At 59.7% G+C, this 24,923-nt stretch carries 23 protein-coding genes and 2 tRNA genes; 12 read left to right on the top strand and 13 right to left on the bottom strand.

Features of this window, described 5'->3' with window-relative positions:
* Window positions 1–168: 168 nt before the first annotated feature.
* Window positions 169–540: a hypothetical protein gene (locus MWU53_RS01215; RefSeq protein WP_247089547.1), complete on the top strand. Its 372-nt coding sequence runs from the start codon at window positions 169–171 to the stop codon at window positions 538–540.
* A gap of 18 nt (window positions 541–558) precedes the next feature.
* Here the strand turns inward: MWU53_RS01215 and MWU53_RS01210 are convergent, their stop codons facing one another.
* Complete coding sequence (locus MWU53_RS01210) at window positions 559–1,059, bottom strand: N-acetyltransferase (protein ID WP_247090496.1); 501 nt, start codon at window positions 1,057–1,059, stop codon at window positions 559–561.
* A gap of 81 nt (window positions 1,060–1,140) precedes the next feature.
* Between MWU53_RS01210 and MWU53_RS01205 the strand changes: the two genes are divergently transcribed.
* Window positions 1,141–1,746 carry a flavin reductase family protein gene (locus MWU53_RS01205; protein WP_247089545.1) on the top strand — a complete coding sequence of 202 codons (606 nt, stop codon included), beginning with the start codon at window positions 1,141–1,143 and terminating at the stop codon, window positions 1,744–1,746.
* Window positions 1,747–1,794: 48 nt separating this feature from the next.
* Here MWU53_RS01205 and MWU53_RS01200 read toward each other — a convergent pair whose 3' ends face one another.
* Window positions 1,795–3,426, bottom strand: a complete 1,632-nt coding sequence (locus MWU53_RS01200) for a SulP family inorganic anion transporter (protein WP_247089543.1) — start codon at window positions 3,424–3,426, stop codon at window positions 1,795–1,797.
* 158 nt (window positions 3,427–3,584) lie between these two features.
* Between MWU53_RS01200 and MWU53_RS01195 the strand changes: the two genes are divergently transcribed.
* Genes MWU53_RS01195 through MWU53_RS01185 form a run of 3 tightly spaced genes read left to right on the top strand, consistent with a single transcriptional unit; the run spans window position 3,585 to window position 6,006 of the window.
* Window positions 3,585–4,454: an S-methyl-5'-thioadenosine phosphorylase gene (locus tag MWU53_RS01195; protein WP_247089541.1), complete on the top strand. Its 870-nt coding sequence runs from the start codon at window positions 3,585–3,587 to the stop codon at window positions 4,452–4,454.
* On the top strand, window positions 4,451–5,479 hold the full coding sequence (locus MWU53_RS15975) for a heparan-alpha-glucosaminide N-acetyltransferase domain-containing protein (RefSeq protein ID WP_247089539.1): 1,029 nt from the start codon (window positions 4,451–4,453) through the stop codon (window positions 5,477–5,479). The genes MWU53_RS01195 and MWU53_RS15975 overlap by 4 nt, the downstream gene beginning before the upstream one ends.
* Complete coding sequence (locus MWU53_RS01185) at window positions 5,476–6,006, top strand: adenine phosphoribosyltransferase (protein WP_247089537.1); 531 nt, start codon at window positions 5,476–5,478, stop codon at window positions 6,004–6,006. The genes MWU53_RS15975 and MWU53_RS01185 overlap by 4 nt, the downstream gene beginning before the upstream one ends.
* Before the next feature lie 210 nt (window positions 6,007–6,216).
* On the opposite strand, the gene MWU53_RS01180 is transcribed toward MWU53_RS01185, so the two are convergent.
* The 10 genes from MWU53_RS01180 to coxB form a co-directional block, all read right to left on the bottom strand.
* Window positions 6,217–7,626 (bottom strand): FAD-binding oxidoreductase, encoded by a 1,410-nt coding sequence (locus MWU53_RS01180; RefSeq protein WP_247089535.1) that lies wholly within the window; start codon window positions 7,624–7,626, stop codon window positions 6,217–6,219.
* A gap of 45 nt (window positions 7,627–7,671) precedes the next feature.
* The gene (locus MWU53_RS01175; protein ID WP_247089533.1) at window positions 7,672–8,256 is read right to left on the bottom strand and encodes a GNAT family protein; all 585 of its coding nucleotides are present in this window, start codon (window positions 8,254–8,256) and stop codon (window positions 7,672–7,674) included.
* A complete protein-coding gene (locus tag MWU53_RS01170; RefSeq protein WP_247089531.1) occupies window positions 8,256–9,518 on the bottom strand; it encodes a pitrilysin family protein in 1,263 nt (420 codons plus the stop codon). The genes MWU53_RS01175 and MWU53_RS01170 overlap by 1 nt, the downstream gene beginning before the upstream one ends.
* Entirely contained in the window at window positions 9,515–10,912 is a 1,398-nt protein-coding gene (gene thrC / locus MWU53_RS01165) for a threonine synthase (protein WP_247089528.1), read from the bottom strand. Before thrC ends, MWU53_RS01170 begins: the two co-directional genes overlap by 4 nt.
* Window positions 10,913–10,926: 14 nt before the next feature.
* Entirely contained in the window at window positions 10,927–11,595 is a 669-nt protein-coding gene (locus MWU53_RS01160; RefSeq protein WP_247089526.1) for an SURF1 family protein, read from the bottom strand.
* Window positions 11,596–11,670: 75 nt separating this feature from the next.
* Window positions 11,671–12,471 carry a cytochrome c oxidase subunit 3 gene (locus MWU53_RS01155; RefSeq protein ID WP_247089524.1) on the bottom strand — a complete coding sequence of 267 codons (801 nt, stop codon included), beginning with the start codon at window positions 12,469–12,471 and terminating at the stop codon, window positions 11,671–11,673.
* Window positions 12,472–12,498: 27 nt separating this feature from the next.
* A complete protein-coding gene (locus MWU53_RS01150; RefSeq protein WP_247089522.1) occupies window positions 12,499–13,074 on the bottom strand; it encodes a cytochrome c oxidase assembly protein in 576 nt (191 codons plus the stop codon).
* The gene (locus MWU53_RS01145; RefSeq protein ID WP_247089520.1) at window positions 13,071–13,232 is read right to left on the bottom strand and encodes a hypothetical protein; all 162 of its coding nucleotides are present in this window, start codon (window positions 13,230–13,232) and stop codon (window positions 13,071–13,073) included. The genes MWU53_RS01150 and MWU53_RS01145 overlap by 4 nt, the downstream gene beginning before the upstream one ends.
* Entirely contained in the window at window positions 13,232–14,176 is a 945-nt protein-coding gene (gene cyoE / locus MWU53_RS01140; protein ID WP_247089518.1) for a heme o synthase, read from the bottom strand. The genes MWU53_RS01145 and cyoE overlap by 1 nt, the downstream gene beginning before the upstream one ends.
* Window positions 14,177–14,266: 90 nt before the next feature.
* Window positions 14,267–15,124 (bottom strand): cytochrome c oxidase subunit II, encoded by an 858-nt coding sequence (coxB, locus tag MWU53_RS01135; RefSeq protein ID WP_247089516.1) that lies wholly within the window; start codon window positions 15,122–15,124, stop codon window positions 14,267–14,269.
* 208 nt (window positions 15,125–15,332) lie between these two features.
* Between coxB and tldD the strand changes: the two genes are divergently transcribed.
* The 5 genes from tldD to MWU53_RS01110 all read left to right on the top strand — a co-directional run bounded on the left by tldD (window position 15,333) and on the right by MWU53_RS01110 (window position 22,406).
* Window positions 15,333–16,757 carry a metalloprotease TldD gene (tldD, locus tag MWU53_RS01130; RefSeq protein WP_247089514.1) on the top strand — a complete coding sequence of 475 codons (1,425 nt, stop codon included), beginning with the start codon at window positions 15,333–15,335 and terminating at the stop codon, window positions 16,755–16,757.
* A 107-nt stretch (window positions 16,758–16,864) separates the two neighbouring features.
* Window positions 16,865–18,046 (top strand): DNA-processing protein DprA, encoded by a 1,182-nt coding sequence (gene dprA, locus MWU53_RS01125; protein WP_247089512.1) that lies wholly within the window; start codon window positions 16,865–16,867, stop codon window positions 18,044–18,046.
* Window positions 18,047–18,182: 136 nt separating this feature from the next.
* Window positions 18,183–21,623 (top strand): pyruvate carboxylase, encoded by a 3,441-nt coding sequence (locus MWU53_RS01120; RefSeq protein ID WP_247089510.1) that lies wholly within the window; start codon window positions 18,183–18,185, stop codon window positions 21,621–21,623.
* Between the two features lie 590 nt (window positions 21,624–22,213).
* Window positions 22,214–22,288 (top strand) — tRNA-Gly (locus MWU53_RS01115).
* 43 nt (window positions 22,289–22,331) lie between these two features.
* Window positions 22,332–22,406 (top strand) — tRNA-Gly (locus MWU53_RS01110).
* A gap of 165 nt (window positions 22,407–22,571) precedes the next feature.
* Here MWU53_RS01110 and MWU53_RS01105 read toward each other — a convergent pair.
* Entirely contained in the window at window positions 22,572–22,934 is a 363-nt protein-coding gene (locus MWU53_RS01105; RefSeq protein ID WP_247089508.1) for a helix-turn-helix transcriptional regulator, read from the bottom strand.
* A 232-nt stretch (window positions 22,935–23,166) separates the two neighbouring features.
* Here MWU53_RS01105 and MWU53_RS01100 point away from each other — a divergent pair, with 232 nt between their 5' ends.
* The gene (locus tag MWU53_RS01100; protein ID WP_247089506.1) at window positions 23,167–24,045 is read left to right on the top strand and encodes a LysR family transcriptional regulator; all 879 of its coding nucleotides are present in this window, start codon (window positions 23,167–23,169) and stop codon (window positions 24,043–24,045) included.
* Window positions 24,046–24,173: 128 nt separating this feature from the next.
* Window positions 24,174–24,890 (top strand): hypothetical protein, encoded by a 717-nt coding sequence (locus tag MWU53_RS01095; RefSeq protein WP_247089504.1) that lies wholly within the window; start codon window positions 24,174–24,176, stop codon window positions 24,888–24,890.
* Window positions 24,891–24,923 lie beyond the last annotated feature (33 nt).

Raw genomic sequence — 24,923 nt, 5'->3', positions numbered from 1 at the left:
ACGCCCGGTTAGGAAAATCTTCAGACAATTAGAACAATCGTGGAACAGCGACGCGAGCGTTTTGACATCCCGATGACCGGGAACTGCCGAACCGCACGCATATTGGAAGACCAAGCTGCGGTTGGCGTCCGGCGCATTGCCCCGACCGACCCGCAAAAGGAGAGGCCCATGCTGTTTCGTGTACTCGTCACCGGTGTATTCACCGGCTCAATCGCTGCCGTAACGGCGTTCTCGCAGGGGTTTGGTCCAGTTGCGGCCTTCATGGCCTATGCAGTTTTTGCGGGTTTTGCAGTCATCGGGATGGGTGTCCTGACCCTCACAGCACCCAAGCTCCCTGCTCCATCACGTCAGTGGAAACTGGATCGGTCGCGCGGCACACGTACCCAGCGGGTATGGCATCCGCTTTTGCAGAACCGTAAGTCCCCGTATTGGCAACAAAGGCTGGAACGCATGACGCGGCAAACCATCGGTGCGCAAGCCCGACCCGCAACATTCTGTGTATTCACATCGGTGCGTCGGAACCAACCGACCTTTCGCTAAGGTTTATCCTGCAGAGTGCTAGGCGTCGTCAAACCTGCGAACATCACCCGCCACACCACGCCACGCCCTACAGTCCTGATCATAGGCGAGAACCCGGTCAGGGTTGGTGGGCGGCGGCATGACCACCCCCTCTAATCGCGTAAATCCGAACCGCTGATAGTAAGGCGCATCCCCAACCAGCATCACACGATCCCAACCCAGTTCGGCCGCGCGGCCAAGGCTTTGACGGATCAGATGACCGCCCAGCCCTTCGCCCTGACGGGTCGGGTGCACGGCCACCGGCCCCAGTAGAAGCGCTTTGTGCGTGTGCTCTCCGACAATGGCGATGGGCCAGTAGCGGATCGCCCCGGCCAGAACACCGTCCGCGTCACGCGCAACCATGGTCAGCTCTGGAATAGGCGGCACATCATCGCGCAGACGATAGGATGACAGCGCCTCGCGCCCTGGCGCAAAGCACAGGTCGTAAAGGGCTTCGACCTCCCACCAATCTTCCTGCGTTTCCTGAGACAGATGATACAGCTGCCCGCCCTCGTGTTGCCTTTGGCTTCTCTTTACGTTCCTGCTATCACGGCAAGGCTATGAAACGGAAGGGATAAGCCAGTGTTCTATCAACCCGAAAACGGGCACGGGCTGCCCCATAATCCGTTCAACGCCTTGATCGTCCCGCGCCCGATTGCGTGGATCACCACAAGAGATGCCGACGGTCGCGATAACCTTGCCCCCTATTCCTTCTTCAATGGGGTCGCCTACGATCCGCCGCAAGTGATGTTCGCCACGACTTCGGGCAAGGCGGATCGGCAAATGGGCAAAGATACACTGGACAACATTCGCCAAACGGGCGTGTTTTGCGTGCATATGGTGTCAGAGGACCTGACAGACGCGATGAATATCAGCGCCGCCAGCTTCGGGCGCGACGTGAACGAGATCGATGAAGCAGGATTGGAACAGGTGGCGTGCGAGACAATTGATGCCGCTCGCCTACCCGCCGCCCCTGCCGCACTTGAATGCAAGCTGACGCAGATCACGCAGCTGCCGGGCGAAGCCAATTACGTCTGTTTCGGCGAGGTGACTGGGATCCATATGCGGGATGACTGCATCGTCGACGGGATGTTCGACATCACCCGCGCGCGCCCCTTAGCCCGGCTGGGGTATCGCGATTATTCCGTCGTGCGCGACAGGTTCACCCTGAAACGCCCCGAAGAGTGACGCCGGTACGTCCAACATCATAAAGGCGCCCGAAGGCGCCTTTATTCATTAGTGTCCACCAAGGATGCCGGTCTTGACCGAATAATCCACGGCGACCTCGTAATCGGGATCATCGTCGCTATCGACCACCAAGTGGCCGGCCTTGGTCAGCAAGTCGTGACAATCGCGGCTCAGGTGACGCAGTTGAACTTTCTTGCCCAGTGCTTCGTATTTCAGTGCCACCGCCTCGATCGCCTGCAGGGCCGATTGGTCCACCACGCGCGAACGGGCAAATTCGATCACGACAAGGTCAGGATCATTCTTGACGTCAAACAGCTCGATAAAGCCATCGGCCGAGCCAAAGAACAGCGGGCCTTCCACGTCATAGACCTTGCCCCCGTCTTCTTCACGGGTCACCGCGTGGATACGGGCGGCGGCGTTCCAAGCATAGGCCAGCGCCGACACGATCACGCCCACCACAACGGCGACGGCAAGGTCTTCATAGACAGTCACAGCAGTCACCAACAGGATGACGAACGCATCCGTGCGCGGTACGCGGCGCAGGATCTTCAACGAGTTCCAGGCGAACGTACCAATCACCACCATGAACATGACGCCGACAAGGGCCGCCAACGGGATCATCTCGATCCAACTCGACGCCACAACGATGAAGAGCAGTAGGAAAATCGCAGCGGCGATCCCGGCGATGCGCGTCCGGCCGCCCGAGCGCACGTTGATCATCGACTGCCCGATCATGGCACAACCACCCATGCCGCCGAAGAATCCGGTGATCACATTCGAGGTGCCTTGCGCGATACATTCCTGCGAAGCACCACCACGTTGACCGGTCATTTCGCCCACAAGGTTCAGGGTCAACAGGCTTTCAATTAGGCCAATCGCGGCCAGGATCACGGCGTAAGGCAGGATGATCCAAAGCGTTTCCAGCGTGAATGGCGCCAGCGCAGTACCATACAGCCCCTCACCCGTGCCAAACGGATTGTGGAAGCTGGGCAGTCCGCCCTTGATCGAGGCCATGTCGCCAACGGTCGGCACATCAATCCCAAAGGCAATCACAAGCCCTGCCACGACACCGATCCCGGCCAGCGGCGCAGGGATGATCGAGGTCAGCTTTGGCAGGCCCCAGATGATCAGCATGGTCAGGCCCACAAGGCCCAACATCATGTAAAGCGACATGCCAGACAGCCACGCGTCGGTATTGCCCGGCTCTTTGAACTGGGTCATCTGGGCCAGGAAAATAACGATCGCCAGGCCGTTCACAAAGCCTAGCATGACTGGGTGCGGCACCAATCTGATGAACTTGCCCCAGTGCATGACACCGGCAAAGACCTGCAAAAGACCCATAAGAACAACGGTCGCGAACAGATACTCGACTCCGTGCTCGGCGACCAAAGCCACCATCACAACGGCCAGCGCACCGGTTGCACCCGAAATCATGCCGGGACGTCCACCGATCACAGCGGTAATCAGACCGACCATAAAAGCTGCATAGAGACCCACAAGCGGGTGCACACCTGCGACAAAAGCGAAGGCCACGGCCTCGGGCACCAGGGCTAGGGCGACGGTCAGCCCCGACAGAAGCTCGGTCTTGATGCGGGACGGCGTCAGCTCGTCATTCGGCGACAAGCGTAGATCAGGGCGTTCGATACGATTGGCAAAGCTTGCCAGCAGGGCTCGGGCCACGGGGATTACCTCGTTCTGGGGATTGTTCGCGATGGGGCTGTCTAACGGCTTCGGCCGCTTCGGGCAATGCCTCAGATGACTTACGGTCCAGCAACAATTGCATGGCATGGCAGCAACGCGCGCGATAGGCTGCGGCCAAAGCAGAATAGGAGGCAGGCATGGACACACATATCGGGATCATCGGTGGGTCGGGCATCTATCAGATGGACGGGCTGGAAAACGCGCGTTGGGTGGATGTCGACAGCCCGTGGGGTGCACCGTCCGACCAGATCCTGACCGGTCAGCTGGACGGCGTCACCATGTCCTTTCTGCCGCGCCACGGGCGGGGGCACGTGCATAGCCCCTCGGACGTGCCCTATCGCGCCAACATCGACGCGCTGAAGCGGCTGGGCGTCACGGACGTGATAAGCGTGTCGGCCTGTGGGTCGTTCCGAGAAGAGATGGCTCCGGGTGATTTTGTCATTGTAGATCAATTCATTGACCGGACCTTCGCGCGATCGAAAAGCTTCTTTGGCTCGGGCTGTGTTGCGCACGTGGGCTTTGCCCATCCTACCTGCCCGCGACTGTCCGCTGCCTGTGCTGACGCTGCCCGCGCGGCCGGTGTCACCGTACACGAGGGCGGGACGTATCTGGCGATGGAGGGGCCTCAGTTCTCGACGCTGGCGGAAAGCCGGATGTATCGCGACCAATGGGGGGCGCATGTGATCGGCATGACCAACATGCCCGAGGCAAAGCTCGCCCGCGAGGCCGAGCTCTGTTACGCCTCGGTCGCGATGGTGACGGATTTCGATTGCTGGCATCCGGACCATGACGAGGTCGACGTGGCGCAAGTGATCGCCACGCTGACGGGTAATGGCGACAAGGCCAAACGAATGGTTGCGGGGCTGCCTGCGCTTCTGGGCGCAGAGCGTACCCCCTGCCCGCATGGCTGCGACCGCGCGCTGGACATGGCCATCATGACCGCCCCGGAAAAGCGTGACCTTGCACTTCTGGCCAAGCTGGACGCGGTGGCAGGGCGAGTATTGTGAGTCGTCTACACGGCGCCGATCTTGCCCGATACTTGGCATTTGCCGGCATGGTTCTGGTGAACTTCCGATTGGCTGCAGAGGTCAGCGGGGGATCGGATGTCGGATCGCTGATCACCGACACCTTAGAAGGCCGCGCAGCCGCCTTGTTTGTCGTGCTGGCAGGTGTCGGTGCCAGCCTTGGGAAGCCTGCATGGCATCTAACACTGCGCCGCGCCATCTTCCTGTTTGTCGTCGGCATGTTGAATATGCTGATTTTCGACGCCGACATCCTGCATTTCTATGCGCTCTATTTCGTCGTTTCGATGGCGCTCATGCGCAGGTCAGACAACAGCCTGTTGCTGGGTGTCGCCGGTTTTATTCTTGCGGGTTTTGTGGCGCAGCTGGTGCTGGATTTCGACCGAGGTTGGAACTGGACCACGCTTAGCTATGCCGATTTCTGGACCATCGAGGGCTTCTTGCGTCATTCCCTGTACAACGGCTGGCATCCGGTCTTTCCTTGGGCGGCGTTTCTACTGTGGGGCATGTGGTTGGGGCGCCTGTCGCTGGGACGTTGGACCGTGCAGACCGGAATGGTGCTGGGCGGCGCACTGGTGGCAGTAGCAGCTCAGAAGGCCAGCGCCACCCTGATCAGCGACCCCGAAATTGGCGCGTTGATGAGCACCGAGCCGGTTCCAGCGGGGCCGCTATATATGCTGGCGGGCGGGGCCACGACCGCCGCAGTTCTGGGCGCTGTGTTGCTGATCACGCCGGTGTTGCTGGCGCTGCCCCTGATCCGCCGCCTTTGCGACGCGATGATCGTGGCTGGGCGTCAAACACTAACACACTATGTCGCGCATATCCTGATCGGCATGGGCACACTCGAGGCTTTGGTTTGGCTGGACGGTTCGCTGCATCCGATGCAGATTTTCTGGATCTCGATCGCCTATTGCGCATTTGCCGCGTTGTTCAGTTGGCTGTTGTCGCATAAGTTCAGACGCGGGCCGCTTGAGGCCACTATGCGTCTGATCACCGAGGGGAAAACATGAAATCCGTCAAAGACTATATCCGCACCATCGTGGACTTCCCGCATGAAGGGATCCTGTTTCGCGATGTGACCACCCTGTTCGCCGATCCGCGCGGGTTTCGCATGGCGGTGGACCAGATGCTGCACCCCTATGCGGGCATGCAGATCGACAAGGTCGTCGGACTTGAGGCGCGCGGCTTTATTCTGGGCGGCGCGATTGCGCACCAGCTGACGCTGGGGTTTGTGCCGATCCGCAAGAAGGGCAAGCTGCCCGGCGCCACCCTATCCGAGAGCTATACACTGGAATATGGCGAGGCCGTGATGGAGATCCATGACGATGCCATTCAGCCGGGCGAGAAGGTTCTGCTTGTCGACGATTTGCTGGCCACTGGCGGCACGGCCGAGGCCGGGATCAAATTGATCGAACGCTTGGGCGGCGAGATCGTGGGCTGTTCCTTCATCGTCGACTTGCCGGAACTGGGCGGGCGCAAAAAACTGGAAGAGCTTGGTATGGGCGTCGATGTTTTGTGCGAATTCGAAGGGCTGTGAACCCTCGATTAACCATTAAGCTCTAATGCTGTCCCTGCCCGGTCGGAGCCCGGGCGCTGCTTGAGCACGTGAATAGTGTGCGACGCCCCGCTTACCCGGCGGGGCGTTTTCATTGCGGCTGGTGGCTCACGATGTGAGCCTGAGGGGGCTTTGCCCCCGCGTCTTCGACGCTCCCCCAAGATATTTCTGGCAAGAGGAGGGGTGAAGGTCTCATTTGGCTGGAAAGATCACGCCGGGGTTCATGATCTCGTTGGGGTCCAGCGCTTGTTTGATCGCACGCATGGCGGCAAGGCGGGCGGGATCTGAATAGCGGGCAAGCTCGTCCGTTTTCAGGCGCCCCACCCCGTGCTCTGCGCTGAACGAGCCGTCGTAGTCGTCCACCAGATCATAGACGATGCTGCGAATGGCGTCGCGCTGGGGAAGATAGGCGGCTTTGTCTTCGCCCGCTGGCGGGAAGACGTTGTAGTGTAAGTTTCCGTCGCCCAGATGCCCGAAGGCGTTTACGCGATACGGGCCGAGGGCGGCGAGGGCGTCGTCCGCGCGCGTCAGGAATTCCGGGATATCGGACAGCGGCAGCGAAATGTCATGCGAGCTGATCGCGCCAACGGCTTTGTTCGCTAGGGGAATTTCCTCGCGCAGCTTCCACAGGGCAGCGCGTTGGGATTGGGATTGCGCGACGACGCCGTCGGACACCAAGCCTGCCTCTTGGGCCGCCTCAAAGAGCGTTAGAAGCGCGGCCTCTGGGTCATCGGTTGGGCCGAGGCCAAGGTCGATCAGCACGGACCATGCGGGCGTCTCGGAAAAGGGCTGAGGTCCCCCCATCTGGGCCTCGGCGAGAAATTCCAGCCCGGTGCCCTTGATCAACTCAAATGCGCTGATCCCCTGCCCCAACTGAGATTGCGCCAGCGCCAGAAGGTCCAAAGCAGCGGATGGGTCACACACGCAGAGAAGCGCGGTCGAGGTGCGCGCGGGACGCGCAAACAAGCGCAGGCTGGCGGCGGTGATCACGCCCAGCGTGCCCTCGGCCCCGCACAGAAGTGCGCGCAGGTCATAGCCGGTGTTGTCCTTGCGTAGCCGCTTTAGCCCGTGATGGATGGTGCCGTCAGGCAGCACGGCTTCGATCCCCAGACACAGCTCGCGCGCGGTGCCATAGCGCAGCACGTTCACTCCGCCCGCATTGGTCGACAGGCATCCGCCAATGCGACACGACCCCTCCGAGGCGAGCGATAGCGGGAACAGGCGATCTGCATCTTCAGCCGCAGACTGGACATCCGCCAAGATGGCCCCAGCCTCGGCGACCAGAACGTTCTCGGTCGGGTGGACGGCGCGGATGCGGGTCATGCGTTCAAGGCTTAGGATCACCGAGCGGGCGTCTTGCATCACCTGCCCACCGACCAGCCCCGTGCCGCCGCCATAGGGCACGACGGGCACGCGGGCATCGTTGCAGATGCGCAGGATGGTGGACACCTCGTCCACAGATCCGGGGGCCAGAAGCACCCCGCCCGCGCCGTGGAACATCCCGCGCGGCTCTTCCAGATAGGCGGGTGTCAGGGGACGGAATGCGGCCTCCGGTAGGGTCGCGCGCAATTGCGCTTCGATCGCTACATCGACAGATCTCACGTCACGCCCCTTCTTGTGGTTCTCAGACAGATTACCAAGCGCGGCTTAACCCACTTGCGTGCGCCCGCGCCGGTCCGATCTGAGGTTGGCATAGAGCACGTGATTGCGCCAGCGCCCGTTGATCTGAAGGTAGCTTTGCGCCACGCCTTCGTATTTATAGCCGACCTTTTCCAGCACCCCGCGCGAGGCGGCGTTTTCTGGCAGACAGCCCGCTTCCAGCCGCGACAGATCCAGCTCGTTGAACGCGTAATGCACCAGCGCCTCAAGCCCTTCGCGCATATAGCCTTGGCGCGCAAAGCGTTCGCCGACCCAATATCCGGTGGTGCCAGCTTGCGATGGACCACGACGGATATTGTCCAGCGTCAGCGCGCCCAGCAGGGCGCCGTCCTGACGTCGAAACATGAAAAGTGGAAGCGCAGTGCCGCTAGATACCGAACGATTGGCCCAATAAACGCGATTCGTGAAACTTTTACGGGTCAGGTGATCCGCGGCCCATGTGGGCTCCCACGGTGTCAGGAAGTCGCGGCTTGCAACCCGAAGCGCTGCCCATGCGCGATAGTCACCATGCAAGGGCGGGCGCAGGGTCATGCGTTCGGTTTCAATCCGAACCTTCTTGGGCCGCGCGAACATCAGGCAGCGCGCCTTTCTATCAGAGCCTCCAACGGCTCGGCCTTGGCTGCCGGACCATAGACCGCCATCGCCATGGCGCTATCCGACAGGGACGCACCGAAATCGCGTAGGTCTTGCATGGTAACAGCGTCAATCTTTTCGATCGTGTCGGCCAGCGTCGGTACATGTCCCCAGATCCCAACCAGACGCGCCATACGCTCGGCACGGGCGGACGGGCTTTCCAGCCCCATCAGAAGCCCAGCTTTCATCTGCGTGCGGGCGCGTTCCAGTTCACGATCTGACATGTCGGACGCGGCGCGCTTCATCTCGTCGATGCAGAGGCCCGACAGGGCGGCAATGTCGTCGCCCGAGGTCCCCGCATAGACGGTCATCATGCCGGTGTCGTCATAGGATCCAACCTGAGAGAAGATAGAATAGCACAGCCCGCGTTTCTCACGCACTTCCTGAAACAGGCGCGAGGACATGCCGCCGCCCAAGGCAGAACTGAAAAGCTGTGCCGCATAGAAACCGTCGTCGCGGTACGAGGGCGCTTCGAACCCCAGCGTGAAATGCACCTGTTCAAGCGTGTTGTTCACCTCGACCCGCGCGCCAGAGGTCCAGCGCGCTGCATCAGGTATCAACACTGGGCGCGGAGCGAGCGTTCCGAAAGCAGCTTCGGCAAGGCGCAGGATTTCGTCGTGGTCCACCGCGCCGGCCGCTGACAGGATCAGCTGTTCCGGGCCGTAATGTTGACAGACAAAGCCAGACAGGTCGTCACGCCCAAAGGCTTTCACCCGCTCGGACGGACCAAGGATGGTGCGGCCGATGGGCTGTTCCGGGAAGGCTGCTTCCTGCAGCCAGTCAAAGACCACATCATCGGGTGTATCCAGCGCCTGCCCGATTTCCTGCAGGATCACACCGCGTTCGATCTCGATCTCGCTCGTGTCGAAAACCGGGTTCAGCACGATGTCCGAGATCACATCGAGCCCAAGCGCCACGTCACCTTTCAGAACGCGCACGTAATAGGCCGTCACCTCGCGCGAGGTATAGGCGTTGATATAGCCGCCCACATCCTCGATCGCCTCGGCAATCTCAAGCGCGTTGCGCTTTTGGGTGCCTTTGAAGGCCATGTGTTCAAGGAAATGCGCGATGCCGTTCTGGGCCAGCGTCTCATGGCGTCCGCCCGCAGTGACCCACACCCCCAAAGAGGCGCTTTCCAGCCCCGGCATATGCTCGGTCACGACGCGTACGCCGTTGGACAGGCGATCCAGACGCACCGTCATGCAGGAGTGGCCTTTCCGGTGCGTTCCATGATCAGCGTCTTCAGCGCGTCCAGATCGTTGGCCACGCGGGTTACACGCTCGTCACGGTCAAACAGGTCGGCCATGCGCGGCGGCAGCGGCGCGTCTTGGCCACAGGCATCTTTCACAGCTGCCGGGAACTTCGCAGGATGCGCGGTGGCCAGCGTAACCATCGGACTATCGCCCAGATGCTCGTTGGCGACTTTCACGCCAACAGCCGAGTGCGGGCACAGGACTTCGCCCGTGGTGGCGAAGCTGGTTTTGATCTGCGCCATGGTTTCGTCTTCCGACGCGCGGCCTGAAGTGAACTGTTCACGCAGGTATTCCATCGCACCTTGGCTGATCGCGAATCCGCCGTCTTTCAGGTCGTCCATCTGACCAGCCACAGCCGCACCGTCGCGGCCATAGGCGTCAAACAGCGCGCGTTCGAAATTCGAGGACACCTGAATATCCATCGACGGGCTGATCGACGGCGTGACGCCCGCCTTAGTATAGGCGCCGGTCTCCATCGTGCGGTGCAGGATGTCGTTCTGGTTGGTCGCGATCACCAGCTGGTCGATGGGCAGGCCCATCTTCTTGGCGATATAGCCCGCAAAAATGTCACCGAAGTTGCCGGTCGGCACGGTAAAGCTGACTTCACGATGCGGGGCGCCCAGCGACACGGCGGACGAGAAGTAGTATACCACCTGCGCCAGAACCCGCGCCCAGTTGATCGAGTTCACGCCTGCCAGCTTCACACCATCGCGGAAGTCAAAATCGTTGAACATGTCTTTCAGGCGGGCTTGGCAATCGTCAAAGTCACCATCCATAGCCAGCGCATGCACATTGCTTTCCGACGGCGTGGTCATCTGGCGGCGCTGCACTTCGGACACGCGGCCATGCGGAAACAGGATGAACACGTCGACCGCGTCCAGACCCTTGAAGGCTTCGATCGCGGCAGACCCGGTATCACCCGACGTCGCGCCGACGATGGTCACTTTCTCGCCACGACGGCTGAGCGCCACTTGGAACAGCTGACCGATCAGCTGCATCGCGAAGTCTTTGAAGGCCAGCGTCGGGCCGTGGAACAGCTCGAGCAGGAAGTGGTTCGGGCCCAGCTGCACCAGCGGCGCGCGGGCGTCGTGGCCGAAGCCAGCATAGGCCTTGGCGATAATCTCTTTGAACTCTTCGTCGGTGAAGGTGTCGCCCACGAAGGGGCGCATCACGCGAAAGGCGATCTCTTCATAAGACAGGCCAGCCAGCGCGGCGATTTCGTCCTCCGACATGGTCGGCACGGTTTCCGGCACATAAAGGCCGCCGTCACGGGCAAGGCCGGTGAGCATGGCGTCTTCAAAGCTGAGAACAGGTGCGTCGCCGCGGGTCGAGATATAGCGCATCGAAAGTGAGTCCTTCAGGTGTTTCGGCGTTTCTTACGCCATAGCAGGGCAAGTGTCATCACCGACCATGTGAGCGCCAGCAAAAACCACGTGCCTGCGTATTCAAGGTGTCGGTTAGGGACACCCTCGGATGTGACGGGAAGCGGCAGCACGCGCGGCTCGGCCGGAGTCATCTGGCGAACGATCACAAGGGTCGGTTGCGTACCAAGTTCGTCGGCCATCTGGTCCAGATCACGTGCGAACCACGTGTTGCCTGCCACGTCATTGTCGGGGGTCGAACTGCGACGGTCATCGGGCCAGTGCAGGTTGCCTTCGATCCGGACCAGATCTTCAGGCACGGGTGGCATCTCGTCCGCCACACGGACGAAGCCCCGGTCGATCAGGATCGCGCCCTGATCGGTCAGCAAGGGTGAGATCAGACGATACCCTGCCCCGTCCTGTTTAGTAGATACCAGCACACGCAAAGTGCCTTCGCCAAACTGGCCCGAGACCACGACGGGCAGATAGGTATCACGCGCCCTGTCGGGCGCCTCCGGCAGGGATACCGGGTCCGCAGCGATACGGGTGTCGATTTCTGCCAGCACACCCTCTTTCCATTTCAAACGCTGCACCTGCCACGTGCCCAGCCCAATGAACAAGGCGAGCACGGCAAGGGACAGGATGATGGCGATGGCTTGGCGCATAACAGAGATCCGATAAAAGAAAAGGCGCGAGGGTTTCCCCTCGCGCCCTTGATTAGGACTAATCGCAGGTCAGGTTCAACCGCCCCAGATATAAACAGCTGCGAACAGGAACAGCCATACAACGTCAACGAAGTGCCAGTACCAAGCGGCGGCCTCGAAACCAACGTGGCTTTCCGGAGTGAAGTGGCCCTTGATCGCGCGCATCAGGCAGATGAAAAGGAAGATGGTGCCGACAATCACGTGGAAGCCGTGGAAGCCAGTGGCCATGAAGAAGTTCACGCCATAGATGTTGCCAGCGAAGTCAAAGGCAGCGTGGCTGTATTCATACGCCTGGAAGATGGTGAAGATCACACCCAGAATCACGGCCAGAGCCAGACCCCAAACCAGATCTTTACGGTTGTTTTCATGGGCAATCGCGTGGTGTGCCCAGGTTACGGCACAGCCCGACAACAGCAGGATCAGGGTGTTGATCAGCGGCAGGTGCCAGGGGTCGAAGGTTTCAATGCCAACCGGCGGCCATACGCCGTCGATCTTAGGCGAACCCTCGGTCATCGGGTACATGGCGTGCTTGAAGAAGCTCCAGAACCACGCAACGAAGAACATGACTTCGGACATGATGAACAGGATCACGCCATAGCGCAGGCCGATTTTGACAACCGAGGTGTGGTCACCGGTTTGACCTTCATGCACAACGTCCGACCACCAGGCGAACATGACATAGAGAACGCCAGCCAGACCGGCGAAGAACAACCAAGGTGTTCCATTGGCCATCCACTGGACAGCGCCAAACAGCATGACGAAGCCGGCCACGGCACCCAAGAAGGGGTTTACCGAGGGCGGCAGAATGTGAAAATCGTGATTTTTTGCGTGTGCCATAAGCGTCTAGTCCCTGTTCTTCTGGCGTCAGTTTTGCACAACCGTCTGGGGTGCTTCAAGCGAAGCGACCTCTTCCGGCAATTCGGTTTCGTGGAACGTGTAGGACAACGTGATCGCATTCACGTATTTGCCTTCATCGTCCGCGATAATTTCGGGGTCCACGTAGAAGGTGACCGGCATGGTCACGCGTTCTCCGGGTTGCAGCACCTGCTGTTCGAAGCAGAAGCAGTCAATCTTGGTGAAAAAGCCCCCCGCGGCGAAGGGCGCCACGTTGTAGCTGGCGGTGCCGGCCACCGGGCGGTCCGTCGGGTTGTAGGCCTCGTAGAAAGCAAGACCAGTTTCACCCAGACGGATCTCCATTTCGCGCTGGACGGGCTTGAACTCCCACGGCATGCCGCGCTCTTTCGAGGCGTCAAAGCGGACCAGCACCTTGCGGTCCAGCACCACATCGGATGCTTTCTCGGCCACGCCGGTGACGCCGCCAAAGCCTGTAACCCGGCAGAACCAGTCATAGAACGGAACCGAGGCCCAACTAAGCGATCCCATCAGGACCACAACGCCGACCATCTTGGCTGCCGTCATCTGGTGCTGCGAAAGGCTCATTGGTTGGCCTCCGACGAAGCTTCCGGCTGATAAAGCTCGCTCACTTTGGCCACGGTCAGGCCATAGACAAGGGCAACAAAGCCCACCAACACAATGCCCAGGCCGACATTGCGGCTGAACCGGCGCTTGTGCATTTCATGTTCTGCCTTGATCGCCATCAGCCCCAGCCCCCCAGTCCGAAGGGTTTCAGCGAGGCCTCAACCAGCAGCGCACCATAGTGCAGGAACAAATACGCCAGCGACAGTTTGAACAGACCGCGTTCGGCCTTGTGGCTGTCAGCTTCGCTGTCCGCGTCGGTGCGGCGGAACACGTCCCACGCACCTTTGATGAACATGGCGTTCAGAACCAGCGCGATCACCATATAAGTGGGGCCACCTACCGAAGTCAGGCCCAGCGCGATGGCAACAGCGGCCAGTGCAAATGTGTAACCAAGGATATGGTTGCGGGTGGTTTTTCGACCGTGTGTCACGGTCAGCATCGGCACGCCTGCATTGGCATAATCACCTTTGGTGAACAGGGCCAGCGCCCAGAAATGGGGCGGTGTCCACGCGAAGGTCAAAGCGAACATCAGAACGCTTTCGATCGAGATCCCACCCGTGGCAACTGCCCAGCCGATCATCGGAGGGAACGCGCCCGCCGCGCCACCGATCACGATGTTCTGCGGGGTCCAGCGCTTCAGCCACATCGTGTAGATCACGACATAGAAAAAGATGGTGAAGGCCAACAGTGCTGCAGCCATCAGGTTGGCAGCCAGTCCCAGCATCACGACGGCCATGACCGACAGGGTGATGCCGATGGCAAATGCCTCGCCTTCCTCGACCTTGCCCGACGGGATCGGACGGGTCAGGGTGCGCTTCATCTTGCGGTCGATGTCAGCGTCCCACCACATGTTCAGGGCGCCCGAGGCACCTCCGCCCACGGCGATGAACAGGATCGAGGCCAGGCCGACCACCGGGTTAACGCCAACCGGCGCGACCAGCAGTCCAACAAGGGCGGTAAACACCACCAGCGACATGACGCGCGGCTTCAACAGCGCGAAATAGTCGCCAAATCCGGCTTCGCCGGTATCGGTCTTGGTGGATTGGATGCTGGCGTCAGTCATTGTGTTTTGGCGCTCTGGCTAGGGTCATATTTGCAAGAAACCGCCCCCGGAAGGGCGGCCTGTGGGAAGGGGTTGCCCCCTTCCGTCTGATCAGTTGGCCGAGGCAACCTGAATTGCGGGCATCGTGGTCACGTCGCCTGCGTATTCTTCGATCGCGCCTTTCAGCCAAGCTTCGTATTCAGCTTCGGTCACGGCTTTCACAGTGATCGGCATATAGGCGTGGTCTTTGCCGCACAGCTCTGAACACTGGCCGAAATAGATGCCTTCCTTGCCGGGCTCGACTTCGAACCACAGCTCGGCCAGACGACCGGGAACAGCATCCTGCTTCACACCGAAGGCCGGGATGGTCCACGAGTGAATCACGTCAGCGGCAGTTACCTGCATCACGACTTTTTTGCCGGTGGGCACGACGACAGCGGTGTCGGTGGCCAGCAGGTAGTCGCTCTTGTCATAGCCGTGCTCTTCCAGGGCCGATTTATCCAGCAGGAAGCTGTCGAAACCGAATTCGTGCTCGGGATACTCATAGCCCCAGTACCACTGATAACCAGTGACCTTGATCACAACGTCACCCTTGGGAATGACCTGCTGCTGAAACAGAACCGGCAGCGAGAAGGCCCCGATGAAGACCAAGATCACGACGGGGATCAGGGTCCATGCGATTTCAATTGGCGTGTGGTGCGAGAAGGTCGCGGGCTCGGGATTGGCGCGACGGTTGTGGCGCACGATAACGTAGGCCAGCAAAGCAGTTACGAAGATCGTAATCCCGAAGATGATCACATTGATCATTGCATCAAGCCCTTGGGCCGCTTCGGCAACGCTGGTCACGGCTGGCTGGAAGCCTGTGCCGCCTTGTACCGGTTTACCGATCACCTCAAGATTTTCCTGAGCTGTGGCGACACCCGCCGTCATCATTGCTGTTGCAGTGGCGAAAAGGCTGCTGAAACGCATCATAATCGTCTTTCTCTTCCCTGTGCGGCGCGGCCCGGCACCGGTGATTTCCGGTTCAGGCTGCAGCGCGCTCATGCCTCTCCCGCGCACGGGCACGGGAATCCCTTGTTTCTCATTGGTGTGAAACCATATTAGAAAGCTGGGAACAAGGAAAAACCTTCGCAAGTTAACGAACAACGTCGCGTTTAGCGCAAACTAAAGGCCCCTCATGACCGACACCTCCCCCTTTCGCCCGTTCGAGACCCTGATCGCTCAGGATGAGGCACAGAAGATTCTGGCCCAAACCACCCATGGTGCTGATGATGGCGAGCTTTTTCTCGAGCGGATGCGGTCCGAGGCGCTGGTCTTCGATGACGGACGCCTGCGCAATGCCAGCTATGATGCGTCCGAGGGCTTTGGCTTGCGCGCTGTGAACGGCGAAACCACCGGCTACGCCCATTCGACCGAGATCAGCGAGGCGGCGTTGAAACGTGCGGCCTCGACCGTGGCTTTGGCCGTGGGCGATGGCGGCGGCACATGGTCCGATGCCCCTGCCCGCACCAACCGAAAGCTCTATACAGATGCTGACCCGATGGCAGATGCGGGCTTTGGCCTGAAGGTCGAAACCCTGCGCGAGATTGATGCGTTTACCCGCGACCTCGATTCACGGGTGGTGCAAGTCTCGGCGACCATCGCGGCCAGCCTGCAAGAGGTGCACATCCTGCGCCCCGATGGCCAGTTGGTGTCGGACACGCGCCCCATGACACGCCTGAATGTGTCGGTCATCGTAGAAAAAGATGGGCGGCGAGAAAGCGGCTCTTCGGGTGGTGGTGGACGTGCGGGACTAACTGGTTTGATGGACCCGCAACACTGGCAAAGCACCGCGCGCGAGGCGTTGCGTATTGCCTTGGTGAACCTCGACGCGGTGCCTGCGCCGGCGGGGATGATGGATGTGGTTCTGGGCAATGGCTGGCCGGGCATCCTGCTGCACGAGGCCGTGGGCCATGGGCTGGAAGGTGATTTTAACCGCAAAGGCACCTCGGCCTTCTCGGGCCTTGTGGGCCAACAGGTGGCGGCCAAAGGCGTGACGGTCGTTGATGACGGAACCCTACCTGACCGCCGCGGATCGATCAGCGTGGACGACGAAGGCACGCCCTCAGGCCGGACCACCCTGATCGAAGACGGCGTGCTGGTCGGCTATATGCAGGACCGCCAGAATGCACGCTTGATGGGCGTACCCGCCACCGGTAACGGTCGGCGCCAAAGCTATGCACACGCGCCCATGCCGCGCATGACCAACACCATTATGGAAGGTGGTACCGCCACTCCGGAAGAGGTATTGGGCGAGCTGAAAGACGGCATCTATGCCGTCGGTTTCGGCGGCGGTCAGGTGGACATCACCAACGGCAAGTTCGTGTTCAGCTGCACCGAGGCCTACCGCGTCGAAGGTGGCAAGGTCGGCGCGCCGGTGAAAGGCGCCACCCTGATCGGCGACGGCCCGCAAGCGATGAAGCAAATCCGCGCAATCGGCAATGACATGGCGCTTGATCCGGGTGTCGGCACCTGCGGCAAGGCAGGGCAGTCTGTACCCGTGGGCGTGGGGCAGCCGTCGCTGTTGATCGGTGGGCTGACGGTTGGGGGCTCGGCAGCTTAACTGGCCTTTTCCCAGACTAAACGCGGGTGGACACCTTATTCTAAGGCGATTCACCCGCCGTTAACCAATTTCCCTGCATGCTGATCCGGCAAAAGACGGAATCACGCATGACCAAGGACCTTTTCCAACCTCTTCACCCCATTCCCTCACCCAGGACAGAGGATGAGGCCGTCTCGTGGATCCGTCTTTTGCGTTCGCGTCGCGTCGGGGTGTCGACCTTTTTCAGGCTTCTGGGCGAACATGGCTCGGCCGAGGCCGCTCTGGACGCGCTGCCCGAGGTCGCAAAGGCCGCGGGTGTGAAGGACTATGCCCCCTGCCCTGAAAAAGTGGCCGAAGACGAATATCGCCGGGCACAAATGGCGGGCGCTAAGATGATCTGCTGGGGCAGCGATGCCTATCCAGCGCTGTTATCCGAGATATCAGACCCGCCCCCATTTTTCTGGGCGATGGGCGACGAGGCCCTGTTGCACAGCCCCGTCGTCGCGCTGATTGGTGCGCGCAATGCATCATCGATCGGGACGCGCATGGCCCGCAAACTGGCAACGGAATTGGGCGAGGCTGGGTTCACCGTCATTTCGGGCCTCGCGCGCGGAATCGACACGGTGGCCCACGAAGCGGCGCTGAAATCTGGCAAAACCATCGCGGTCATGGCAGGCGGCGTGGACGTGATCTATCCGAAAGAAAACACCGATCTGGCCGAAGATATCGCCCACGACGGGCTACGTATCTCGGAAATGCCACCCGGTGTGACGCCACAAGCGCGGCACTTTCCGCGCCGCAACAGGCTGATCTCGGGACTGGCACGCGCTGTAGTGGTGGTCGAGGCCGCCGCGAAATCCGGGTCGCTACTGACCGCACGCAACGCGCTGGATCAGGGGCGGGATGTATTAGCGGTTCCGGGGCACCCGTTCGATGCCCGCGCCTATGGCTGTAACATGCTAATCCGCGATGGCGCGGCATTGGTCCGCAACGCGGCAGACGTCATTGAGGCCATCGGCCCCGCAACAACTGTCACGCCGTCTGACGCGAAATCGCACGCAAATGACGCTTCCGCTACCGCAGAACAGTCCGGAACTCGTGACAAAAGGACATTGGCGGAAACCGCCAAACTACACGGTCAGATCCTGTCCAGACTGGGATCGTGCCCGTTGGCCGAGGATCAGTTGATCCGGGACATTGGCCAGTCACACGGTCTGGGCTCGCAACAGATTTTGCCCGAGCTGGTAAATCTTGAGCTGGAAGGGCGCATCACACGCCAAGCAGGTGGGCTTCTTACGAAGTCTTCGTAGCTAATTGTGACCTTTGGTAATATTATTTTACCAATTTAGCGCTAAACCTTACCCAATCGTTACAAAAACTATTGCGCTGCAATGCGGCACGCCCTACGACTCCTGCAATTCCACGTACGGGACAAGGGGAACACTGATGCGCGACTTTCAGAAAATCCTGATCGCTAACCGCGGCGAGATTGCAATCCGCGTGATGCGGGCGGCCAACGAGATGGGCAAGAAGACCGTTGCGGTCTATGCCGAAGAAGACAAGCTGGGTCTGCACCGTTTCAAAGCGGACGAGGCCTACCGGATCGGCGAAGGCATGGGCCCTGTGGCCGCCTACCTGTCGATTGACGAGATCATCCGGGTTGCCAAAGAATGCGGCGCGGACGCGATCCACCCCGGTTATGGCCTTCTGTCCGAGAACCCGGATTTCGTGGACGCCTGTGCTGCCAACGGCATTACCTTCATCGGCCCCAAGGCCGAAACCATGCGCGCACTTGGCGACAAGGCCTCGGCCCGCAAGGTTGCCATTGAAGCGGGCGTGCCCGTCATTCCCGCGACTGAGGTGTTGGGCGATGACATGGCTGCGATCAAGAAAGAGGCCGCAGAGGTCGGGTATCCCTTGATGCTGAAAGCCTCGTGGGGCGGCGGTGGGCGCGGTATGCGCCCGATCTTCAGTGAAGACGAAGTTGAAGAGAAAGTCTTGGAAGGCCGCCGCGAAGCCGAAGCGGCCTTTGGCAACGGCGAAGGCTATCTGGAAAAGATGATCACCCGCGCCCGTCACGTCGAGGTGCAGATCCTGGGCGACAGCCACGGCAACATCTATCACCTTTACGAACGTGATTGCTCGGTCCAGCGCCGCAATCAAAAAGTTGTTGAACGCGCGCCCGCACCGTATCTGTCGGAAGCCCAGCGCGAGGAACTCTGCGAACTTGGCCGCAAGATCTGTAACCACGTGAACTATGAATGCGCGGGCACGGTCGAGTTTCTGATGGATATGGAATCAGGCAAGTTCTACTTCATCGAGGTAAACCCCCGCGTGCAGGTCGAGCACACCGTCACCGAGGAAGTCACCGGCATCGACATCGTGCAGGCGCAGATCCTGATTGCCGAGGGCAAGTCGCTGGCCGAGGCCACCGGTAAGGCCAGCCAGTACGACATCCGCCTGAACGGCCACGCGTTGCAGACCCGCGTGACCACGGAAGACCCGCAGAACAACTTCATCCCGGATTACGGCCGCATCACGGCCTATCGCTCGGCCACCGGTATGGGCATCCGTCTGGATGGCGGCACAGCTTACGCGGGCGGCGTCATCACACGCTACTACGATTCGCTGCTGACCAAGGTGACGGCCTGGGCCCAAACGCCTGAGAAGGCGATTGCCCGTATGGACCGCGCCCTGCGCGAGTTCCGTGTCCGTGGTGTGTCGACCAACATTGCGTTCGTCGAGAACCTGCTAAAGCACCCGACCTTCCTGAACAATCAGTACACCACCAAGTTCATCGACGAGACGCCCGAGCTGTTCAAGTTCTCGAAACGTCGTGACCGGGGCACCAAGGTTCTGACCTACATCGCGGATATCACTGTGAACGGGCATCCGGAAACGGCTGATCGCCCCGCCCCGCACGCAGATCTGAAAACACCAAGGCCCCCTGCCCTGCGCGCAGATCCGGCTGCTGGCACCCGCACCCTGCTTGAGGCCGAAGGCCCGCAGGCCGTCGCAGATTGGATGAAGGCGCAGAAGCATCTTCTGATCACCGACACCACGATGCGGGACGGGCACCAGTCGCTTTTGGCAACCCGGATGCGCTCCATCGATATGATCAAGGTGGCGCCCGCCTATGCGGCGAACCTGCCCAGCCTGTTCAGTGTTGAATGCTGGGGCGGTGCAACCTTCGATGTGGCGTACCGCTTCTTGCAGGAATGCCCGTGGCAGCGCCTGCGTGACCTGCGCAACGCGTTGCCAAATGTGATGACGCAAATGCTGCTGCGGGCCTCGAACGGGGTGGGCTACACCAACTATCCGGATAATGTGGTGCAAGAGTTCGTGCGTCAGGCGGCGGTTTCCGGCGTTGATGTGTTCCGCGTGTTCGATTCGCTCAACTGGGTGGAAAACATGCGTGTCGCGATGGACGCTGTCGTCGACGCGGGCAAGGTCTGCGAAGGCACAGTCTGCTATACCGGCGACATCCTGAACCCGGATCGTTCGAAATATGACCTGAAATACTACGTCGGCATGGCCAAGGAACTCGAGGCCGCTGGCGCCCACGTTCTGGGCCTGAAAGACATGGCCGGACTGCTGAAACCCGCTGCTGCACGCGTACTGATCAAAGCGCTGAAGGAAGAGGTCGGGCTGCCAATCCATTTCCATACGCACGACACCTCGGGCATTGCAGGTGCGACCATTCTGGCCGCGTCCGATGCGGGTGTGGATGCTGTTGATGCGGCCATGGACGCGTTCTCGGGTGGGACATCGCAAGCCTGTTTGGGCTCGGTGGTCGAGGCGCTTCGCAATACCGATCGCGACACGGGTCTGGACATTGGTGCGATCCGCGAGATCTCGAACTATTGGGAAGGCGTGCGCCACCAGTATGCTGCCTTTGAGAGTGGGCTCGAAGCGCCTGCTTCCGAGGTTTACCTGCACGAAATGCCCGGCGGGCAGTTCACCAACCTGAAGGCGCAGGCGCGTTCGCTTGGACTGGAAGAAAAATGGCCGGACGTGGCGCAAAGCTATGCCGACGTGAACCAGATGTTTGGCGACATCGTGAAGGTAACGCCGTCGTCAAAGGTTGTGGGCGACATGGCGCTGATGATGGTCAGCCAGGGCCTGACCCGTGACGAAGTCGAAGATCCCAAAACCGACGTGGCCTTCCCGGATTCGGTGGTCGACATGATGCGCGGCAATCTGGGCCAACCGCCCGGTGGCTTCCCCGAAGGCATCATCAAGAAGGTGCTGAAGGACGAGAAACCAAATGTGGAACGCCCCGGCAAGCATCTGGAACCAGTCGACCTTGAGGCCAAACGCGCCGAGCTGTCGAAAGAGCTGGAAGGCTTCAAAGTCGATGACGAGGATCTGAACGGCTACTTGATGTATCCCAAGGTCTTCCTGGACTACATGGGCCGCCACCGCCAGTACGGCCCGGTGCGCACCCTGCCGACCAAGACCTTCTTCTACGGCATGGAGCCCGGGGAAGAGGTCTCGGTCGAGATTGATCCGGGCAAAACGCTGGAAATCCGCCTGCAAGCTTTGGGTGAAACCGACGAGAACGGCGAAGTGAAGGTCTTCTTCGAACTGAACGGACAGCCGCGCACAATCCGCGTGCCGAACCGTCTGGTGAAGTCGTCGACCCAGGCCCGCCCGAAGGCCGAGGATGGCAATCACAACCACATAGGTGCCCCGATGCCGGGCGTCGTCGCCTCGGTCGCCGTGGCTTCAGGGCAGCAGGTGAAAGAAGGCGATCTGCTTCTGACCATCGAGGCCATGAAAATGGAAACTGGCATCCACGCCGAACGCGACGCAGTGGTCACCGCCCTGCACGTTCAGGCAGGCGGTCAGATCGACGCGAAAGACCTGCTGATCGAGCTGGAATAGCAGACACCATTAAGAATATGAAAACGGCCGCCCATCGGGCGGCCGTTTTTCGTTCCGTGGCTCAGCGCCCTAAAACCTAGCATCCGCCTAGAATGCACTTTCGCGACTTTGCCGTGCCTTGATCTGGCAATGATTGTGATGGTTGTGCGCGTCCCGGTGATTGGCCTCGTGACAGGTTGGGCACAAGGCGACGGGCGTCAGGACGCGCCCACCGCCCCCCAATCGGGCCATATATTCGTCTCCACACACCTCAAGGCTTTCGCCACGGGCAGCAAGTTCTACAGACGTCACACCACAGCATTCACACTGTTTCAGCGACAGCGCTTCATGGCGCTCACGCTCGGTGACCACTTTTTGATAGTTGCAAGCACTTAATTCCAAAACCCACCCTCCCCTGGATGATTCTGAGCCCCACACTCATTCACAATTCTAATATAAGTAAGAATCAGGCGATTTTTAGGTCAATTCTTTGTGTGTGCTGAGATGCCCCTCGGCTGATCCCAGTCCACAGTCAAAAAAAACCGGGGAAATCGTGCTTTTCCCCTTGCAGCCCGCGCCCGTATTTCTTATTCCACGCCTCACCGAAGGAAGCGGGCGTAGCTCAGGGGTAGAGCATAACCTTGCCAAGGTTAGGGTCGGGCGTTCGAATCGCCTCGCCCGCTCCAATCGGAACCCAGTCTGGTCACCCACCAGACACTGCCATAGGAAGCGGGCGTAGCTCAGGGGTAGAGCATAACCTTGCCAAGGTTAGGGTCGGGCGTTCGAATCGCCTCGCCCGCTCCAAATGGACCAGATCCCAAAATTGTTGGATAGACGCAACGCTTGATGCGTCTGCTCATGCGTGCTTCGCGCACGCGTCAAATCTAGCGTGTGCCAAAAAGTAAGGGGACGCGCATGGCGCATCCCCTTTTCCCCAGTTCATCCTTCCCCTCAAAGGACGGTGTGGGTTCAGGCGCTTAAAGATTGGCGCCCGGCAAGTTCGTGAATCATCGACTGGATCTGCGCACGGATCTTTTCATCCGTAATCGAGGACAGAGCCTGAGCCGCCTTGGCGGTCCGCTCATCCAGTGCTGCGCGCTCAGGGACACCCGCACGCGGCAGTCCTTCGAAGAAGTAAGCTGGTTCAACATCAAGAAGCTGAGCGATCTCGAACATCTTGCTGGCCGATACCCGGTTATAGCCGGTTTCGTACTTTTGCAGCTGCTGGAACGACAGGCCCAGTTTCTCAGCTACGTTAACTTGCGTCATGCCCCGCAGCAGGCGCACTTCGCGAATTTTCTTTCCCACATGAACATCTACCGGATGTACCATATTTTTCACCACATAATTGTTTCCCGCTAAGGGAGAATGGCACCAAACGATATGAAACCCAATTGGTGAGGGATAAACATTCATGTAACATTTTTGATTGCATGATGGATGATTTATGTTACCAAGCCCAGTTAGGGCCTTTTTTTATAAGGGCTTTGCGATCATCCATTTGGCAGGCAGGGTGAAGTGTTTCACCTGCGTGCACAATGCGTTTACAGCCAAGGGAGCAGAGATGACCCATCGCGATGCACCTGCACTGCTCTACGAGATGCTGAGGTCTTTCGCCTCATTGGCGCAAACTTTGAACCTGTCCAAGACGGTCAAGAACCTTGGAAGCACGCGTCAAACGGTCCGCCGGCACATCGCGCATCTCGAAGAATACATGGGCAATCCGCTGTTCTCGTTCGACAACCGGCAGTACAAGCTGACCCAGACCGGAGAGAACGCCCTTAAAGAGGCTGAGGAACTACTGGCGCGCGGTGAAGCGTGGTTGAACAGCGAAAGCAGGCACGTTCTCGGCCTGCACTACCTAGCCCTGCAGGAGGGGAAGATCCCCTACTTCCTGCAACAGCATCCGCTGACTGCACTTTGGGACAATTCATCTGAACTTTTGAAGTTCGGATTTCACTGCTGGGCCCAGTCCGAAGGCGAGCTGGAAAGCCCAAGTTTCGCCAACTTGCGTCCATATTTGATGGTGTTCAGATACAACCAGCAGAACGGAGATTGGATTTGTACTGAAGTCGGAGAGAAATCGTCCTTCGCAACCTGGTTTGGGTGGGAAAAATACAGATCCGCTGTTGGCCGTAGCGCAGTCAATCTGCCCACCGACAAAGGCTACAGCTATCTACTGACGCAATCCTTCCACGATGTGGCCAGTACACGCAGCGTCAGACTTGATCATATTCATACCCACATGCCCTATGGGCCAGAAGATACACCGACACCAATCTCGTATCACCGCTTGGTGATGGCCTGCCGATATGCGGACGGAGACTTGGCGCTGGCGACGCTGATTGACCGTACACTGAACGTCCAGATCCTCGACCTGCCAGACGACATGCGTCTGGCGATGCCGCCAGAGCTGGCAATGGATGTAAAACCACCTTTCTGATACCTACGCTTCAAACGCTGTGTCTATTTCGCGCCACAATGTTGACAGTTTTCAACAGTGACGCGTTCATTCGACAAATCATGGTGAACGCGCGAAACTTGGTCATAACCATAAGATACGAGGTTCAGATGACCATTCACGACACTTTCGCCGGCGCGCAATACATCACGCGTATGCTGGACATCATTGCAGACAAAGGAGTGATGATCGAAATTGGTACAGATTTCGATCTTTACGCAAGCTACATTGCCGAACACCGGACCAATCTTCCGCTGGGATTGGCGTTCGATCCCGAAGTCCAGAAGCTGACCGAGGACACCGGTTTCTGGATCGCGGGCTGGGACCGCGAGGGCAAGATGATGCACTCGCAGGCGATGCGCATGATTGATATGTCCAACACCTACCTGTCAGACTATCTTAGCGAGAATTTTCAAATGTTTGCACCACCTGGATACACTCTGGACATGAGCCGCAGCTTGTATCGCCCAGGCCCCGGTGCGAAGCGGATCACGGGTCGGATTTGCTATCACGGAGACCTTTGGGTCGAAAGCAGCGACCGCTATCGCGGCACGGGGCTTCCGGGCATTCTGGCGCGATTCGCTTTGGCTACGAGCCTTCTGCGCTGGTCACCCGATCATGTGTTCGGTTTCATGGCCCAGCATCACGCCTTCCGCGGCCTTGCCGAACGCGAGGGATACATGCACTGCGAGCCCGGCGCACTGGAATTACACACGCGCGAGTTGAATACGGTGATTCGCGGATTCCTGACCTATATGTCCCGCGAAGACCTGAACTTCCTGATGGAAATCTGCCCGCGCGAGTTCGTGATGTCTCAGGCGGCATAAACACGCGCGGACGGGATTCCCGTCCGTAGCACA

Source organism: Aliiroseovarius sp. S1123 (genome assembly GCF_023015885.1).
Taxonomy (GTDB): domain Bacteria; phylum Pseudomonadota; class Alphaproteobacteria; order Rhodobacterales; family Rhodobacteraceae; genus Aliiroseovarius.
The sequence above is the reverse complement of the archived record's forward strand: the minus strand, read 5'-3'. Positions and strand labels throughout refer to the sequence as shown.